Origin of the sequence: Streptomyces sp. yr375, from assembly GCF_900110755.1 — a bacterium.
In the GTDB taxonomy this organism is placed as follows: Bacteria; Actinomycetota; Actinomycetes; order Streptomycetales; family Streptomycetaceae; genus Streptomyces.
The window spans coordinates 199,405-213,380 of the sequence record NZ_FOFF01000004.1; the positions used below are offsets into that span (position 1 = coordinate 199,405).

A 13,976-nucleotide genomic window follows, 5' to 3' on the forward strand; every position below is an offset into this window, starting at 1 on the left:
AATGCACACGACCACTTCACAGACACCCGAGTCCGAGGGACCGTCCAGGCCCACTCGGCTCATCCAGAACGAGGCGACCACCGAGATCCCCGTCCACCTGCTGTTCCGCGACGAACCCGAGCCGCGGCCGGTGCCGCTCGGGCCGGCCGTGGTGGGGAGCCGGGCGGGCACCGGCGAGCAGCCGCGGCTGCGCAGGCCGACGCCGGCCGGGCCGCGGCCGGTGGCGCAGGTCGACCCCGACCTGGTGGAGCGGCCCGCGCGGGTGCTGCCGGGCGCGGCGGGCGTGTTCGCCGGGACCTGCGGGGCGGCCGGGTGCGTGGCCGCCTCGTGGTGGGCCGGGGTGCTGCCGCCGCTCGCGGCGCAGGCGCTGCGGCTGCCGGAGTTCGCGGGCGCCGGGCTCGGCCCCGCCCAGTGGGCCGCGTACGCGGGTGCGGGCGCCCTGGGCCTGTTCGGCTTCGGCGGCCTGGCCCGGGGGCGGACCGGGCGGGCCTGGGTGCTCGGCCTGTTCGGCCGCTACCGGGGGACCGTCCGGCGCACCGGCCTGCTGTGGGTGAACCCGCTGCTGCTGCGCCGCCGGGTGGACGTACGGCTGCGGCACTGGCGCAGTGAGCCGATGCCGGCCGCCGACGGCAGCGGGGTCGCGTTGCGGGTGGTGGCGCTGGTGGTGTGGCGGGTGCGGGACACCGCGCGGGCCACGCTCGGGGTCGACGACCACGAGACGTATCTGCGCGAGTGCGTCGAGGCGGCCCTCGCCCGGATCCCGGTGGAGACGCCGGGCGCGGGGCGGGGGTCGGTGGAGGCGGCGGGCGAGGCGCTGACCCGGCTGGTCGCGCGGGACGCGGGCGCGATCGGTCTCGAGGTGTTCTCGGTGCAGCCGGTCCGGGTCGAGTACGCCCCCGAGGTCGCCCCCGCGATGCACCGTCGCCGGATCGCCGCGCTCGACGCCCAGCACCGGGCGACCGTGCTGACGTCGGTCGTCGACTCGGTGGAGGACACGGTGACCCGGCTGACCATGCGGGGACTCGTGGAACTCGACGACTACGAGCGCAAGGCACTGGTGAAGGACCTGACGGTCGCCTTCTGCGCGGGCCGCGGAGAGCAGGGCTGACGGGCCACGGGCACGTTCTGAGCTTGGCTTGAGCTCTCCCGGGCCCGCGCCCGGGTACGTTCCCTGCACGCCGACACGACCAGGTCGGCGGCCTGGAACATCGGGGGAGCTCATGGAAGCCTTCTTCTACATCGTGCCGTCGCTCATGATCGCCGGTCTGCTGTTCGGCGTGCTCAACATCGTCCGCCGCTCCCGGCGGGTGGCCCGGGCCTGGGGCGGCGGCCTGACGGCAGAGGCGCGCTGTCTGCGGTCGTACACGACGACGAGCGGCGGTGCCGGCGACACCTCGGTGCACACGACCCTGCACCACGTCTACGAGTTCACCACCCGCGAGGGCCGCACCGTCCGCTTCGAGGAGGAGAACGGCCCCGGGACGATCATCGAGGGCGACATCGTGGTCGTCCACTACGCGGCCGACCACCCCGAGGAGGCCACGGCCAAGGCCCCCGCGCGGGGCAGGCTCCTCGCCGAGTCGGGATGCCTGCTGTTCTTCCTCGGCGCGGTCATCGCCTTCTGCGTCTTCTTCATGGTGACGGCCCACTGGATGTTCGACGAAAGCGACGGCCTCCTGCCATAGCCCTCAAGCCCCCAACCCCTCAAGCCGCCAAGCTCTCAAGCCGCCAAGCCCTCAAGCCGCCAAGCCCTCAGGTCTCCACATCTGACGATGCGTCAACTATCGTGCGCAGCCATGGAGTTCACGGAGTCCGGGGAGTTCAGGAAGTCCAGGAAGTCCAGGGAGCCCGCCAGGGGTACCGTCGCCGAACTCGTGGCGGCCCGGTGGGGCGACCACCGGCCGGGGCTGTGGTGCGCGGACCCCGAGGGCACGGGCCTCACGGTCCTCACCCATCACGAGGTCGCCGCCGGTGCCGCCGCGCGGGCGGCGCTGCTGGCCGACCTGCTGCCGCCGGACGGGCCGCCGCACATCGGGGTGCTGTTGGACAACACCCCGGAGTTCCCGCTGTGGCTGTCCGGCGCGGCGCTCGCCGGTGCGGCGGTCGCGGGCGTCAACCCCACCCGGCGGGGCCCCGAACTGGCCCGTGACATCCTGCACACCGAGTGCCGGCTCCTCATCACCGAGCCCACCCACCTCCCGCTCCTCAGGGGCCTCGACCTGCCCGGAGTCCGGCTGCTGAGCACCGGCACCCCGGAGTACGACGCCCTGCTCGCGCCGTATACGGACGCCCGCCCCGACCCCTCCCGCGCCACCCCCACCGACCACCTCCTCCTCTACTTCACCTCCGGTTCGACCGGCGCTCCCAAGGCCGCCCTGTGCAGCCAGGGCCGGCTGGCCGCCGCCGGGCGTGCGCTGGCCGGGCAGTTCGGCGTCCGTCCGGACGACGTGCACTACGTCTGCATGCCGATGTTCCACGGCAACGCGGTGATCGCCGACTGGGCGCCCGCGCTGGTCGCCGGGGCCGGGGTGGCGCTGCGGCGGCGCTTCTCGGCCTCCGGTTTCCTGGCGGACGTACGGCGCTACCGGGCGACGTACTTCACCTACGTGGGCCGGGCGATCCAGTACGTCCTGGCCACCGAGCCGCGCCCCGACGACCGCGACCACGCGCTGCGGCTCGGCTTCGGCACCGAGGCGGGGGCGGTGGACGCGGCGGCCTTCGCGCGGCGCTTCGGGGTGCGGCTGGTGGAGGGGTACGGCTCCTCGGAGGGCGGGGCGGCGGTGCAGTGGTCGCCGGGGACACCGGCGGGCGCGGTCGGCCGGGCGGGGCCCGGGCTGGTCGTCCTCGACCCGCGGACGGGCGCGGAGTGTCCGCCGGCCGAGTTCGACCCGGCCGGCCGGCTGCTGAACGGCGACGCGGCGATCGGGGAGCTGGTCAACCGGGGGCCGAACCCCTTCGAGGGCTACTGGCGCAACCCGGCGGCGGAGGCGGAGCGCCGCCGCGCGGACGGCGCGTACTGGACCGGCGACCTCTTCTACCGCGACCGCGCCGGCTTCCTCTACTTCGCGGGCCGCACCGACGACCGGCTCCGCGTCGACGGCGAGAACCTGGCCGCCGCGATGATCGAGAACATCCTCGCCCGGTACGAGGGGGCGGCGGCCGTCGCCGTCTACGCCGTCCCGGACCCGGTGACCGGCGACCAGGTGATGGCGACGCTGGCCGGCACCTTCGACCCGCTCGACTTCGCCGAGTTCCTGCTCGCCCAGCCCGACCTGGGCACGAAGATGGCACCCCGGTTCGTGCGGGTGGTGGAACGCATGCCCGTCACCGCGACGAACAAGATCCACCGTGCGCTGCTGCGGAGGGAGGGCGTCCGCTGCGCCGACCCGGTGTGGTGGCGACCGCAGGGCCAGGCGACGTACCGCAGGCTGACGGCCGACGACGAAAGCTGAGGGGAAAGGCGAAGGGCCCCTCGTGTTCACGAGAGGCCCTTCCACTGTGCGCCGCCAGGGACTCGAACCCCGGACCCGCTGATTAAGAGTCAGCTGCTCTAACCAACTGAGCTAGCGGCGCATGACCCTCGCCTTCCGCCTTCGGCGGCTGGCGACGGAGAAAATACTACCTGGTCCGCGGGGGTGCTTCCGACCAGTTTCCGGGTGGCCGCGGATGACGCCCGGATCACCCGCCGGCCCGGCTGCTAGATCGCGAGGGAGAGCAGGACCGGTGCCGCGTTCCTGTTCAGGGCGTCGGCGGCCTGGCGGAGGCGGTGGGCGTGGGCGACGGGGAGGGACAGCGCGAGGCAGCCGGCCGTGGCGCCGGCGGTGATCGGGACGGCCGCGCAGACCGTGCCCACCGCGTACTCCTGGAGGTCGAGCACCGGGACCGTGGGCGGCTGCGCCTCCAGGCGGGAGAGGAGCAGCGTGTCGTTGGTGATGGTGCGGGAGGTGAGCCGGGCCATCTTGTGCCGGGAGAGGTGGTCGCGCCGGCCGTTGTGGTCGAGCTGGCCGAGCAGGCTCTTGCCGAGGGCGGTGGCGTGCGCGGAGGAGCGGAAGTCGAACCATTCGTTCACGGACGGTGTGCCGGGGCCGTCGGCGTACTGGGTGATGGTGACCTCGCCGTCGACGTACCGGCTGATGTAGACGGCGGCGCCGACGCAGTCGCGGAGCCGGTCGAGGGTGTGCTGGAGTTTGTCGTGCAGGGCCTGCTCGTGCTGGTGCGCGGAGCCCAGCCGGGTGAGGGCGTCGCCCGTGACGTACGCGCCGTCGGCGATCTGCTCGACGTAGCCCTCGCGGCGCAGCATGCGCAGCAGTGTGGTCAGCCGGTCGGCGGTGAGGCCGGTCTGGCGGGCGAGTCGGGCGTCGGTGACGCCGGTGGAGTGCCGTGCCACCGTCTCCAGGACGCGCAGTGCTTCCTGGGCCGAGTGGTACGGCGCGGTCGGCTCGTGCTTCAGCGCCACGGTTTCCCCCCTGGTCGCTTTCTGGCCGTGATCCGTGATCCGTGAACCGAGATCCTGACAGCGAATCAGCTTCCACGATAACGGCCAGGGGGTCGCGGGGGAGGGGTTGTGGAGGAGAACCTCACAGCACCGCGCCGAGAAACTCCCGGGTCCGTTCCTGTTCCGGTGCGCCGAAGATCTGCTCCGGTGGCCCCGACTCGACGACCCGGCCCGAGTCGAACATCAGGACCTGGTCGGAGATGTCCCGGGCGAAGTTCATCTCGTGGGTCACGCAGAGCATGGTGATGTCGGTGGTGCGGGCGATGTCCCGCAGGACGTCGAGGACGCCCGCGACCAGCTCGGGGTCCAGCGCCGAGGTGACCTCGTCGAGGAGCAGCACCTGCGGGCGCATCGCCAGCGCCCGTGCGATCGCCACGCGCTGCTGCTGCCCGCCGGACAGCCGGGTGGGCCGGGCGTCGCACTTGTCGGCGAGGCCCACCAGGTCGAGCAGTTCCCGGGCGCGCTGCTCGGCCTCGTCCCCGGACAGGCCGAGGACGGTCATCGGGGCCTCGGTGATGTTGCGCAGCACGCTCATGTTCGGGAACAGGTTGAACTGCTGGAACACCATGCCGATCTTCTTGCGGACCTCGCGGACCCGCTTCTCGGGGGCGGGGAACAGCTTCTCGCCGGCGACGGTGATCGTCCCCTCGTCCGGCTTGGTCAGGGTCATCAGCAGCCGCAGGATCGTCGTCTTGCCGGAGCCGGACGGGCCGATCAGCGTGACGTGTTTGCCGGACTCCACGGCGAAGTCGAGCCGGTCGAGCACGGTGGTGGACCCGAACCGCTTGCTGACCTGCTCCAGGCGGATCAGCTCGCTGCCGTCCACCGGCGGATTGCCGCCCGCGTCGGCATCGGCTTCTTTCATCAGGGGGGTGTCAGTGGACAAGTCGTCGCTCCAGGGCTCGTAGGAGGAGGGAGGCCAGGTAGGAGATGAGGATGAAGGCCACGCCGATCACGGTCAGCGGCTCGGTGAACTGGAAGTGCTCCTGGGAGAAGAGCCGCGCCTGCCCGAGCATGTCGAGGACGGTGATCGCCATCAGCATCGGCGTGTCCTTGAGCATGGAGATCACGTAGTTGCCGAGCGCCGGGACGACCCGCCGGATGGCCTGCGGCAGGATGACCACCCGCCAGGTCCGGCCGACCGGCAGGTTCAGCGCCGTCGCCGCCTCCCACTGCCCGGCGGGCACCGCCTCGATGCCGGCCCGGTAGACCTGCATCGTGTACGTCGAGTAGTGCAGGCCGATCGCGAAGACGCCGGTGGTCAGCGCCGAGAAGGTCAGGCCCCACTCGGGGAGCACGTAGAAGAGGAAGAACAACTGCACCAGCAGCGGGGTGTCGCGCACGAACTCCGTGACCACGCCCACCGGCCAGCGCACCCACCGCGACGGCGTCCGCATCAGCAGCGCCCAGAGCAGTCCGAGGGCGAAGGAGATCAGCGAGCCGAGGGCGAGGGCTCGCAGGGTGATCAGCAGCCCGTCCCGGAAGTGCGGCATGAAGTCGGCGACCGCGCCCCAGTCCCACGTCATCGGGCACCCCCTCCGGCGACGGCGCCGGCTCCGGGGCTGACCGCGGTGCCGACGCCCGCCTTGAGCCGCTGTTCGAGGCCGCGCATCACCCGGGTGAGCAGGAACGCGATCACGAAGTAGACGACCAGCAGATACGTGTAGATCTCCGCGCTCTCCTGGAGCGCGAGCCGGACCAGGTTCCCGCTGAACGCCAGGTCGCCCATGCCCATGACCGACACCAGGGCGGTGCCCTTGAGCAGTTCGATCAGCAGGTTGCAGAACGGCGGGATCATCTCCGGCACCGCCTGCGGCAGCAGGATCAGCCGCGTCCGCTGCCAGGGCGTGAAGCTCAGCGCGATCCCGCTCTCCTGCTGCGCCGGGTCTACGGCTTTCAGCGCGCCGCGCACGATCTCCGAGCCGTACGCCCCGTAGGTCAGGCCGAGCGCGAGCGTGCCCGCCCACATCGGCACCAACTGCCAGCCGAACGCCGGGGGCAGCACGAAGAACACCCAGAAGATCATCACCAGCGCGGAGGTCCCGCGGAACACCTCGGTGTAGAACCCGGCGAGGAAGCGGACGATCCACAGCCGGTGGGCGCGCGCGACGCCGGCCACGAAGGCGACGGCCGCGGCCAGCAGCGCGCTGCACACGAGCAACTGGACGGTGACCCAGATCCCTTGCAGCACAAGCCCCCAGAGCCCGGCGGTCATGAGGTGCCCCCCAGGGTCCCGCCGCCGCACAACTCCTTCGCTGTCAGAGAGGTCGTCTCGGCCTCGCTGAACCCGAACGGCGTGAGGAGGCGGAGCAGTTCCCCGCTCTTCTTCATCTTCCGCAGCTCGGCGTTGAAGCCGTCCCGCAGCCGTGTCTCGGTCAGCCGGAAGGCGAACGCGCCCCCGTCGACATGCGGTCGGCCGTCGACGAGGGGCTTGAAAGGCTCGGTCGCCTCCGCCTTGGCCGACTTCCGCACCACCTCACGGGTGGTCAGCGCGGTACCGGCGAACACGTCGACCCGCCCGGCCTCTACGGCGTTCAGCCCCGCGACCTGGTCCGGCACGATGAGGATGTCGCTCTCCTCGTACCCGGCGTCGACGACGTACCGGATCTCCGCGTAACCGGTCCCGGTTGCGAACCTGGCCTTCTTCTCGACGACGTCCTGGTAGTCGTGCAGCCCCTTCGGATTGCCCTTGCGGACGATGAAGGAGTCGAGCATCTGGTAGTCGGGGTCGGCGAAAAGCACCTGCTCGCAGCGCTCGGGGGTGATGTACATCCCGGCGGCGACGACGTCGAACTGCTGCGAGGCGAGCCCCGGAATGAGCGACCCGAACTCGGTGGGCACGGGCTGGACTTTCCCGATCCCGAGCCGCTCGAAGACGACCCGGGCCAGCTCAGGGGCCTCCCCGGTCAACTTCCCGTCCCTGTCGATGTACCCGAACGGGATCTCCCCGGCGATGCCCAGCCGTACGACACCGGCCGCCTTCAGCCGGTCGAGGAGGTCGCCGCCGCTCTCGGCCGACGCGGTCGCCACCCGGGAGCAGCCGGCGGCACCCAGCACGCCGGCCGCCGCCACCCCCGCGAGCAGCGACCGACGGGTGGTCCCGGTCCCAGGTATGTGTTCGCGTTCGCGATGTTCCAGTGGTGGAGCCATGGCGGCGCGGCTACCCGGGGAGATGCGACTTATGCAGCGCGCTTTCCGCCCCGTTTCCCTCCAATGGCCGAACGCGGGGTCACCTGCACGGCAGTCCTGCTGTTTCGGTTAGTCGGCCACGCTCGTGAGGAACGTACGGATCTCACCGGCAAGGCTGCGCATGTCCTCGCCTGCCGCGTGCACCGTGGTGACTTCGAAGTGCCATTCCTCGGAGGGTGCGCGGTCGTGGATGCCCCAGGTCAGATGGACGTGGCCGCCGGGGTGGTGCTCGGCCGAGAGGGTCAGGTCGTAGGAGAGGGAGTGCCAGGTGCGCGCCCCTGCCCAGCCTCGGAAGTCCTCGGCGAGCGAGGCGAAGAAGGCGTCGAGCCCGTCGCCGTTCCAGGTCCGTACCGAGGTCTCGACGCTCCCCCAGGGCCCGTCGGCCCTGACGAGGAAGTCGAGAGTCGGCTCGTCCTCGTACGGCTGCGTCGGCCCCGAGAGCGACAGGCGGGCGGGGCCGGGCCCGGCCCCGGGCTTTCCCAGCCGGACGACCGGGCCGTCGGAAACGTCGTCGTCGATCACCTGAACAGGCTAGAAGATCCAGGCTCGGCGACCGGCCGCACCAGCGCGTGACCATACGCGCCCGGAGACGCCGGGTCACCCGGGCCGCCCCGGCGAACCGCAGGGTGTGGAAGGCGGCCACCGGGTCGGTGAAGTCGGGGTCGGTCTCCTGGACGTACGCGCCGAGTGCCGCCAGCCGCTCCACGGCCCGTCGTACCGCCGCCGCGACCCCCGCCCGCACCGCGACCTGCCCGCCCGCCCAGCGACGGCGAGTACGGCACCCGCAGCGCCCGCATGCCCCCGCCGTGAACGACCCGCCCGCCGGCCGGCCGGGGCGTCAGTGTCCGGGCACGTATCCGCGTTGTTTGTCGACCACGTTCTTCAGGGGCCGTCCCGCCGCCCACCGCTCGAACAACTCGACGAACTGCACGCCGAGTTCGTCCCGCCAGCCGACCGTGTCGCCGCTCATGTGCGGCGAGATCAGCAGTCCCGGTACCTGCCACAACGGGCTGTCCGGGGGCAGGGGTTCAGTGGTCAGGACGTCCAGTGCCGCGCCCGCGATCCAGCGGCGCTCCAACGCCCGTACGAGCGCGTCCTCGACGACCAACTGCCCGCGTCCGACGTTCACGAAGCACGCGGACGGCTGCATCACGCCGAACCGCCGGGTGTCGAACATGCCGTGGGTCTGCGCGGTGAGGGGGGCGGCGGCGATCACCCAGTCGGCGCGGGCGAGTAGGCGGTCGAGGTCGTCGGGGCCGTGGATGCCGGTGCGCGGGACCCGGCCGACGACGGACGTGGTCATGCCGAGCGCCTTCAGCACACGGGCGATCGCCCGCCCGATCGGCCCCGACCCGACGACGACGGCCCGCGTCCCGGCGACCCGCCGGCTCTCCCGGTGCCGCCACTCGCCCCGCCGCTGGAACTCCCAGGTGCGCGGCAGATCCTTCGCCATCGCCAGGACCAGCGCGGCCACGTACTCGGCGATGGGCTGGTCGAACACCCCGCGCGCGTTCGTCACGACCGTGTCCGACGCGGTGAGTTCGGGGCACAGCAGATGGTCCACGCCCGCGCTCGCCGTGTGCACCCAGCGCGGTCTGGGCCCCTCGCCGGGCCAGGCGGCGCGCACCGCGTGCGAGGTGAAGTCCCAGACCAGCAGGGCGTCCGCCGCCGGGAGCAGCGCGCCGAGCGAGTCCTCGTCGGCGTGCAGCACCCGGACCTGCCCGGTGAGCCGCCCGAGCCGGGGCAGCGGATCGGCGTCCAGGACGAGCAGCGTGGGGAGAGCGGGCACGGACCTGGCCGCGGCGGCGGAGCCGGAGCCGGAGGCGACGGTCATCACGTGCTCCCTCTCGCTCGTGACCGACAGACCCGCTTGTGACCCACGGGCCCGCTCGTGACCCACGGGCCCACTCGTCACCACGGTCTGACGTGCGCGGATTGACCACGTTCGCACCCGAACCTACCGTCGTCAACACGGCGTTCCCTACGGCTCGTTGAGCATCCTGTCTCCCGGTGCGGGCGGTGCCGCCCCGCACGCCGTACGTCCCGGTCGAGGGCGGTCTCGATCTCGACCGCCGGGTGCGCGGGCACGAGACGCTCCGGACGCCGTCCGCACACTGGTCGCGGTCGCGCCCGGGGTCCTGGCCGAGCCGCGCATCCCCGTCGTCTCGGCCAACCAGGTGACCATGTGGGCGGCGCTGCGCCGACTGGGTACCCGGGCGGTGGGACCGTATCAAGCGCTGCTGGACGCCTCGGCGCGTGTACGGCCGCCCCCCGTACTGCCGGAAGAAGAGCAGCAGGAAGGCTGGACATGACCGCACTCGGTTTCCTCTACCCGGGCCATTCGGGCGAGGACGACTACCCCCGTATCGAGCAACTCCTCGGCAGCGACGTCCGCTTGGACGTGGTCCACACCGACGTTGGAGAGGACGCGCACCGGGTCGACGCGCTGCGCCGGCTGGGCGCGCCCGAGCGGCTGGCGGACGGCGTGGGACAACTGCGGCTCGCGGGCGCGGAGGCGATCGTGTGGGCCTGCACCGGCGGCGGCTTCGTGCACGGCTGGGACGGCGCGCAGCAACAGGTGCGGGCGCTGGCCATGGCCGCCGGGATGCCGGCCTCGTCCACCTCCTTCGCCTTCGTACACGCGGCCAAGGAGATCGGCGTCGGGCGGGTCGCCGTCGGGGCGACGTATCCGGACGACGTGTCCGGGCTGTTCGTCGAGTTCCTGCGGGCGGGCGGGGTGGAGGTGACGGCGCTGAGCAGCGCCGGGATCGTCACCGCCGCCGAGGTCGGCACCTGGGACGAGGAGCGGGTGCTGGCGCTGGCCCGGGCGGCCGACGGGCCCGGGGCGGAGGCGGTCCTGCTGCCCGACACCGCCCTCCACACCGCCGCGTATCTCCCCGTCCTGGAGAAGGAGCTCGGCAAGCCGGTCCTCACCGCCAACCAGGTCACCGTCTGGGAGGCGCTGCGGCTGACGGACCGCCGGGTGAACGCGCCGGGCCTCGGCACCCTGTTCACCCGCGAGCCGCTCGTGCAGGTGTGAGGCCGGTCCCGGACCCGGAGCCCCCTCCCGGCACCCGGGGAATAAGCGGGGACACTCTCCTGTTGGTCGTCCGAGGACAGCACACGGCCGACAACAGGAGGACCCCCGTGGCGGCAGGCGAGACGGCGGCACGCGAGACGGCGACCGAGGCGACGGACGCAACGGCGACCGAGGTGACGGCGGCGGACGACATCCGCGGCGTGGCGCAGGGCAGTGCCCCGGCCCCCCTCTCCGTCCTGGACCTGGTCACCGTCGGTTCCGGCCGTACCGCCACCGACGCGCTGCGCACCAGCGTCGACCTCGCGCGGTTCACCGAGTCGCGCGGCTTCCACCGCTACTGGGTCGCCGAGCACCACTCGATGCCCGGCGTCGCCTCGTCCTCGCCCGCGGTGATCCTCGCCCACCTCGCCGCCCACACCGACCGCATCCGGCTCGGCTCGGGCGGTGTGATGCTGCCCAACCACGCGCCGCTCGTCATCGCCGAGCAGTTCGGCACCCTGGAGGCGCTGGCCCCGCGCCGCGTCGACCTCGGACTCGGCCGCGCCCCGGGCACCGACGGGGCGACGGCCGCCGCCCTGCGCCGCACCGACGGCCTGCGCGACGGGGCCGACGACTTCCCCGAGCAACTCGCCGAGCTCATCCGCTTCCTGGACGACGACTTCCCCGACGGCCACCCCTACCGCCGTATCCACGCGATCCCCGGCCCCGTCCAGGGCACGACCCCGGGCGGGGTGCAGTCGGCGCACCGGCCGCCGGTCTGGCTGCTGGGCTCCTCCGGCTTCAGCGCCCGGCTGGCCGGCGTGCTCGGTCTGCCGTTCGCCTTCGCGCACCACTTCTCCGCGCAGAACACCGTTCCGGCGCTCGACCTGTACCGGGAGTCGTTCCGGCCGTCCGCGGTGCTCGCCGAGCCGTACGCGCTGATCGGCGTCTCGGTGCTGGCCGCCGACGACGAGCGGGAGGCGCGCCGGCAGGTGGTGGCCACCGGTCTCAACATGGTCCGCCTGCGTGGCGGGCGGCCCGGTCTGTTCCCCTCTCCCGAGGAGGCGGAGGCGCATCAATTCAGCTCGCTGGAGCGGGAGTTCGTCGACTCCTGGGGCGCGAACATCATCCACGGCACCGCCGACGAGGTCCGCGCCGGCCTCGACCTTCTCCACAAGCGCACCGGGGCCGACGAGTTGATGCTCACCAGTCACGCCCACCGCGGCGAACTGCGGCTGCGCTCCTACGAACTGGTCGCGGACGCCTACGGGTTGCCGACCGCGTAGGACTCGGTGTTCAGCAGCTCCGAGATCCGGTCCGGCGACACCGGGCGGGAGTACAGCCAGCCCTGCCCGGTGTCGCAGCCGATGCTGCGCAGCCGGGTCGCCTGCGCGGACGTCTCCACGCACTCGGCGGTCACGGTCAGCCCGAGCCGGTGGGCGAGGTCGATCATCGCCTCGACGACGACCTCGTCGGCCGGGTTCGGCGCGCCGCCGCCCTCGTACTGGAAGCCGCGCACGAAGGACCCGTCCAGCTTCAGCACCGACACCGGCAGCCGGCTCAGATAGGCGAGGTTGGAGTAGCCGGTGCCGAAGTCGTCGATGGCGATGCCCACGCCCATGTCGCTGAGCGCCTGCAACGCCTGCAACGGCCGCCCCGCCGACCCCATCACGGCCGACTCGGTGAGCTCCAACTGCAGGAGATGCGGGGCGAGTCCGGTCTCGGCGAGGACTTTCGCGACGTCCGCCACCAGGTCGGAGTCCCACACCTGACGGACCGCCACGTTAACACTGACGAACAGCGGAGGTTCGTCCGGATTGTCCACCTGCCACTGCCGTGCCTGGCGGCAGGCGGTGGCCAGAATCCATCGGCCGAGCGGCACGATCGAGCCGTCCTCCTCGGCCAGTGCGACGAACCGATTCGGCGACAGCAGCCCGAACCGGGGGTGGTCCCAGCGGACGAGCGCCTCCACCCCGCGCAGCCGGCCGTCCGACATGCCGACCAGCGGCTGATAGTCGAGCCGGAACTCTCCGCGTTCGATCGCCGGCCGCAGCGTGGAGGCCAGGGCCTGGCGGGTCATCAGATGGGCGTTGCGCTCGGGGTCGAACAGCGTCCAGCGGTCCTTGCCGTCGACCTTCGCCCAGTACAGCGTCGTGTCGGCGGCCTGCATCAGCCCGGTCGCGGTGGTGCCGGCCGCGTGCCGCTCCACGACACCGATCGACGCCGACACGTTCAGCCGGTGCCCGGCCAGGTCGAAGGGGGCCTGGAGGGCCTTGAGCACGGACTCGGCGAGGTCGGCGAGCTGCTCGGTGCCGGTGGAGTCCTCCACCAGCAGCGCGAACTCGTCACCGCCCAGCCGCGCCACCAGTGGCACGCTCGGCCGGGTCCGCCCGGCCTCCTCGGCGCACTCCGTCAGTCGGTCGGCGACGGCGGCCAGCAGCCGGTCGCCCACCCGGTGACCGAGGGTGTCGTTGACGGCCTTGAAGCCGTCCAGGTCCAGATAGCACAGGCCGATCCGGCCGGTGCCGCTCTGCTCGTAGGCCTCCGCCTCCAGCGCGGCCGACACCCGCTCGAAGAACAGGGTGCGGTTGGGCAGCCGGGTCACCGGGTCGTGCATCTGCAGATGCCGCAGCCTGGCCTGGAGATCGCGGTGGGCGCTGACATCGGCGACGGACAGCAGCACGCCGGGCGTGTCGGCGTCCAGCGGGGAGACGGTGACCTGCGCCCACAGCGAGCGCCCGTCGGGCTGCTTCAGCCGCCGGGTGCAGCGCAGTTTCGCCTGCCGGCCGCGCAGCACCTCGCGGTAGGCGTGCCAGGTCCGCACGTCGGAGGCCAGGTCCAGCAGGTCGGCGGCGACCCGCCCGACCAGCCGCGCACCGCCGCCGCCGAGCAGCGCGCCGAGCGCGTCGTTGGCGTCGACGATCAGACCCTCGCGGTCGACCACGGCCATGGCCAGCGGCGCAGCCGCGAACACGGAACGGTAGGCCGGCGGCCGGTAGGCCCCGGGCCCGCTGTCCGTACTGTAGATGTCACTCTCTGTGACGGCTGACCGGTCGAGGTCTGCCGCGGGCGTCGGCCCTTCGGACGTTCCGCTCACCGCTCGCTCCCGCAGTGCACTCGATCGCTGTCCGTGCAGGAAAGTGTGTCGATCATAGAGGCTGCCCCCGGACCCGCGCAGCCACTGCCCAGTGTCCCCGAACAACCCACCCTTCTGACAGATCGTTTCTGCCCGCACCTGGCCCGGTTCTGTGGCAGGACGACCGCTTGTGACGT

12 protein-coding genes, 1 tRNA gene and 3 pseudogenes are annotated in these 13,976 nt (G+C 72.4%); 6 read left to right on the forward strand and 10 right to left on the reverse strand.

What is annotated here, in order from left to right; all coding sequences use genetic code 11:
- Nucleotide 1 precedes the first annotated feature (1 nt).
- The 3 genes and pseudogenes from BMZ82_RS06985 (at nucleotide 2) to BMZ82_RS06995 (ending at nucleotide 3,534) form a co-directional block, all read left to right on the forward strand.
- Nucleotides 2–1,108 (forward strand): SPFH domain-containing protein, encoded by a 1,107-nt coding sequence (locus tag BMZ82_RS06985; protein ID WP_093772784.1) that lies wholly within the window; start codon nucleotides 2–4, stop codon nucleotides 1,106–1,108.
- A 112-nt stretch (nucleotides 1,109–1,220) separates the two neighbouring features.
- Nucleotides 1,221–1,685 carry a DUF3592 domain-containing protein gene (locus tag BMZ82_RS06990; RefSeq protein WP_093772786.1) on the forward strand — a complete coding sequence of 155 codons (465 nt, stop codon included), beginning with the start codon at nucleotides 1,221–1,223 and terminating at the stop codon, nucleotides 1,683–1,685.
- A gap of 111 nt (nucleotides 1,686–1,796) precedes the next feature.
- Nucleotides 1,797–3,534: pseudogene (locus BMZ82_RS06995) on the forward strand (AMP-binding protein).
- On the opposite strand, the gene BMZ82_RS07000 reads toward BMZ82_RS06995, so the two are convergent.
- From BMZ82_RS07000 to BMZ82_RS07040, 9 genes and pseudogenes are all read right to left on the reverse strand, one after another.
- A tRNA-Lys gene (locus BMZ82_RS07000) sits at nucleotides 3,500–3,573 on the reverse strand. The pseudogene BMZ82_RS06995 and the gene BMZ82_RS07000 overlap by 35 nt on opposite strands.
- A gap of 124 nt (nucleotides 3,574–3,697) precedes the next feature.
- Nucleotides 3,698–4,456 carry an IclR family transcriptional regulator gene (locus tag BMZ82_RS07005; protein ID WP_093772790.1) on the reverse strand — a complete coding sequence of 253 codons (759 nt, stop codon included), beginning with the start codon at nucleotides 4,454–4,456 and terminating at the stop codon, nucleotides 3,698–3,700.
- A 121-nt stretch (nucleotides 4,457–4,577) separates the two neighbouring features.
- Nucleotides 4,578–5,360, reverse strand: coding sequence for an ectoine/hydroxyectoine ABC transporter ATP-binding protein EhuA (ehuA, locus tag BMZ82_RS07010; protein ID WP_093772792.1), 783 nt, complete (start codon nucleotides 5,358–5,360; stop codon nucleotides 4,578–4,580).
- Nucleotides 5,361–5,370: 10 nt separating this feature from the next.
- Nucleotides 5,371–6,021, reverse strand: coding sequence for an ectoine/hydroxyectoine ABC transporter permease subunit EhuD (gene ehuD / locus BMZ82_RS07015; RefSeq protein ID WP_093772794.1), 651 nt, complete (start codon nucleotides 6,019–6,021; stop codon nucleotides 5,371–5,373).
- Nucleotides 6,018–6,710, reverse strand: coding sequence for an ectoine/hydroxyectoine ABC transporter permease subunit EhuC (ehuC, locus tag BMZ82_RS07020; RefSeq protein ID WP_093772796.1), 693 nt, complete (start codon nucleotides 6,708–6,710; stop codon nucleotides 6,018–6,020). The genes ehuD and ehuC overlap by 4 nt, the downstream gene beginning before the upstream one ends.
- Entirely contained in the window at nucleotides 6,707–7,645 is a 939-nt protein-coding gene (ehuB, locus tag BMZ82_RS07025; protein ID WP_093772798.1) for an ectoine/hydroxyectoine ABC transporter substrate-binding protein EhuB, read from the reverse strand. The genes ehuC and ehuB overlap by 4 nt, the downstream gene beginning before the upstream one ends.
- A 108-nt stretch (nucleotides 7,646–7,753) precedes the next feature.
- Nucleotides 7,754–8,131: a DUF6228 family protein gene (locus BMZ82_RS07030; RefSeq protein WP_371271167.1), complete on the reverse strand. Its 378-nt coding sequence runs from the start codon at nucleotides 8,129–8,131 to the stop codon at nucleotides 7,754–7,756.
- A 40-nt stretch (nucleotides 8,132–8,171) separates the two neighbouring features.
- A pseudogene (locus BMZ82_RS41640) lies at nucleotides 8,172–8,487 on the reverse strand (amidase); the annotation flags it as partial.
- Between the two features lie 35 nt (nucleotides 8,488–8,522).
- On the reverse strand, nucleotides 8,523–9,518 hold the full coding sequence (locus tag BMZ82_RS07040; RefSeq protein WP_093772800.1) for a D-2-hydroxyacid dehydrogenase: 996 nt from the start codon (nucleotides 9,516–9,518) through the stop codon (nucleotides 8,523–8,525).
- A gap of 289 nt (nucleotides 9,519–9,807) precedes the next feature.
- On the opposite strand from BMZ82_RS07040, the pseudogene BMZ82_RS41645 reads away from it, so the two are divergent.
- From BMZ82_RS41645 to BMZ82_RS07055, 3 genes and pseudogenes are all read left to right on the forward strand, one after another.
- A pseudogene (locus BMZ82_RS41645) lies at nucleotides 9,808–9,996 on the forward strand (decarboxylase); the annotation flags it as partial.
- Nucleotides 9,993–10,724 (forward strand): maleate cis-trans isomerase family protein, encoded by a 732-nt coding sequence (locus BMZ82_RS07050; RefSeq protein WP_093772802.1) that lies wholly within the window; start codon nucleotides 9,993–9,995, stop codon nucleotides 10,722–10,724. The pseudogene BMZ82_RS41645 and the gene BMZ82_RS07050, both read left to right, overlap by 4 nt.
- Nucleotides 10,725–10,897: 173 nt before the next feature.
- Nucleotides 10,898–11,989 carry an LLM class flavin-dependent oxidoreductase gene (locus BMZ82_RS07055; RefSeq protein WP_093772966.1) on the forward strand — a complete coding sequence of 364 codons (1,092 nt, stop codon included), beginning with the start codon at nucleotides 10,898–10,900 and terminating at the stop codon, nucleotides 11,987–11,989.
- Here BMZ82_RS07055 and BMZ82_RS07060 read toward each other — a convergent pair.
- The gene (locus BMZ82_RS07060; RefSeq protein WP_093772804.1) at nucleotides 11,968–13,800 is read right to left on the reverse strand and encodes a putative bifunctional diguanylate cyclase/phosphodiesterase; all 1,833 of its coding nucleotides are present in this window, start codon (nucleotides 13,798–13,800) and stop codon (nucleotides 11,968–11,970) included. The genes BMZ82_RS07055 and BMZ82_RS07060 overlap by 22 nt on opposite strands.
- Between the last annotated feature and the right edge of the window lie 176 nt (nucleotides 13,801–13,976).

Coding starts and splice junctions, on each gene's coding strand:
- BMZ82_RS06990 (WP_093772786.1), top strand. CDS start 1,221: ATGGAAGCCTTCTTCTACATCGTGCCGTCGCTCATGATCGCCGGTCTG.
- ehuA (WP_093772792.1), bottom strand. CDS start 5,360: ATGAAAGAAGCCGATGCCGACGCGGGCGGCAATCCGCCGGTGGACGGC.
- ehuD (WP_093772794.1), bottom strand. CDS start 6,021: ATGACGTGGGACTGGGGCGCGGTCGCCGACTTCATGCCGCACTTCCGG.
- ehuC (WP_093772796.1), bottom strand. CDS start 6,710: ATGACCGCCGGGCTCTGGGGGCTTGTGCTGCAAGGGATCTGGGTCACC.
- BMZ82_RS06985 (WP_093772784.1), top strand. CDS start 2: ATGCACACGACCACTTCACAGACACCCGAGTCCGAGGGACCGTCCAGG.
- BMZ82_RS07050 (WP_093772802.1), top strand. CDS start 9,993: ATGACCGCACTCGGTTTCCTCTACCCGGGCCATTCGGGCGAGGACGAC.
- BMZ82_RS07040 (WP_093772800.1), bottom strand. CDS start 9,518: ATGACCGTCGCCTCCGGCTCCGGCTCCGCCGCCGCGGCCAGGTCCGTG.
- ehuB (WP_093772798.1), bottom strand. CDS start 7,645: ATGGCTCCACCACTGGAACATCGCGAACGCGAACACATACCTGGGACC.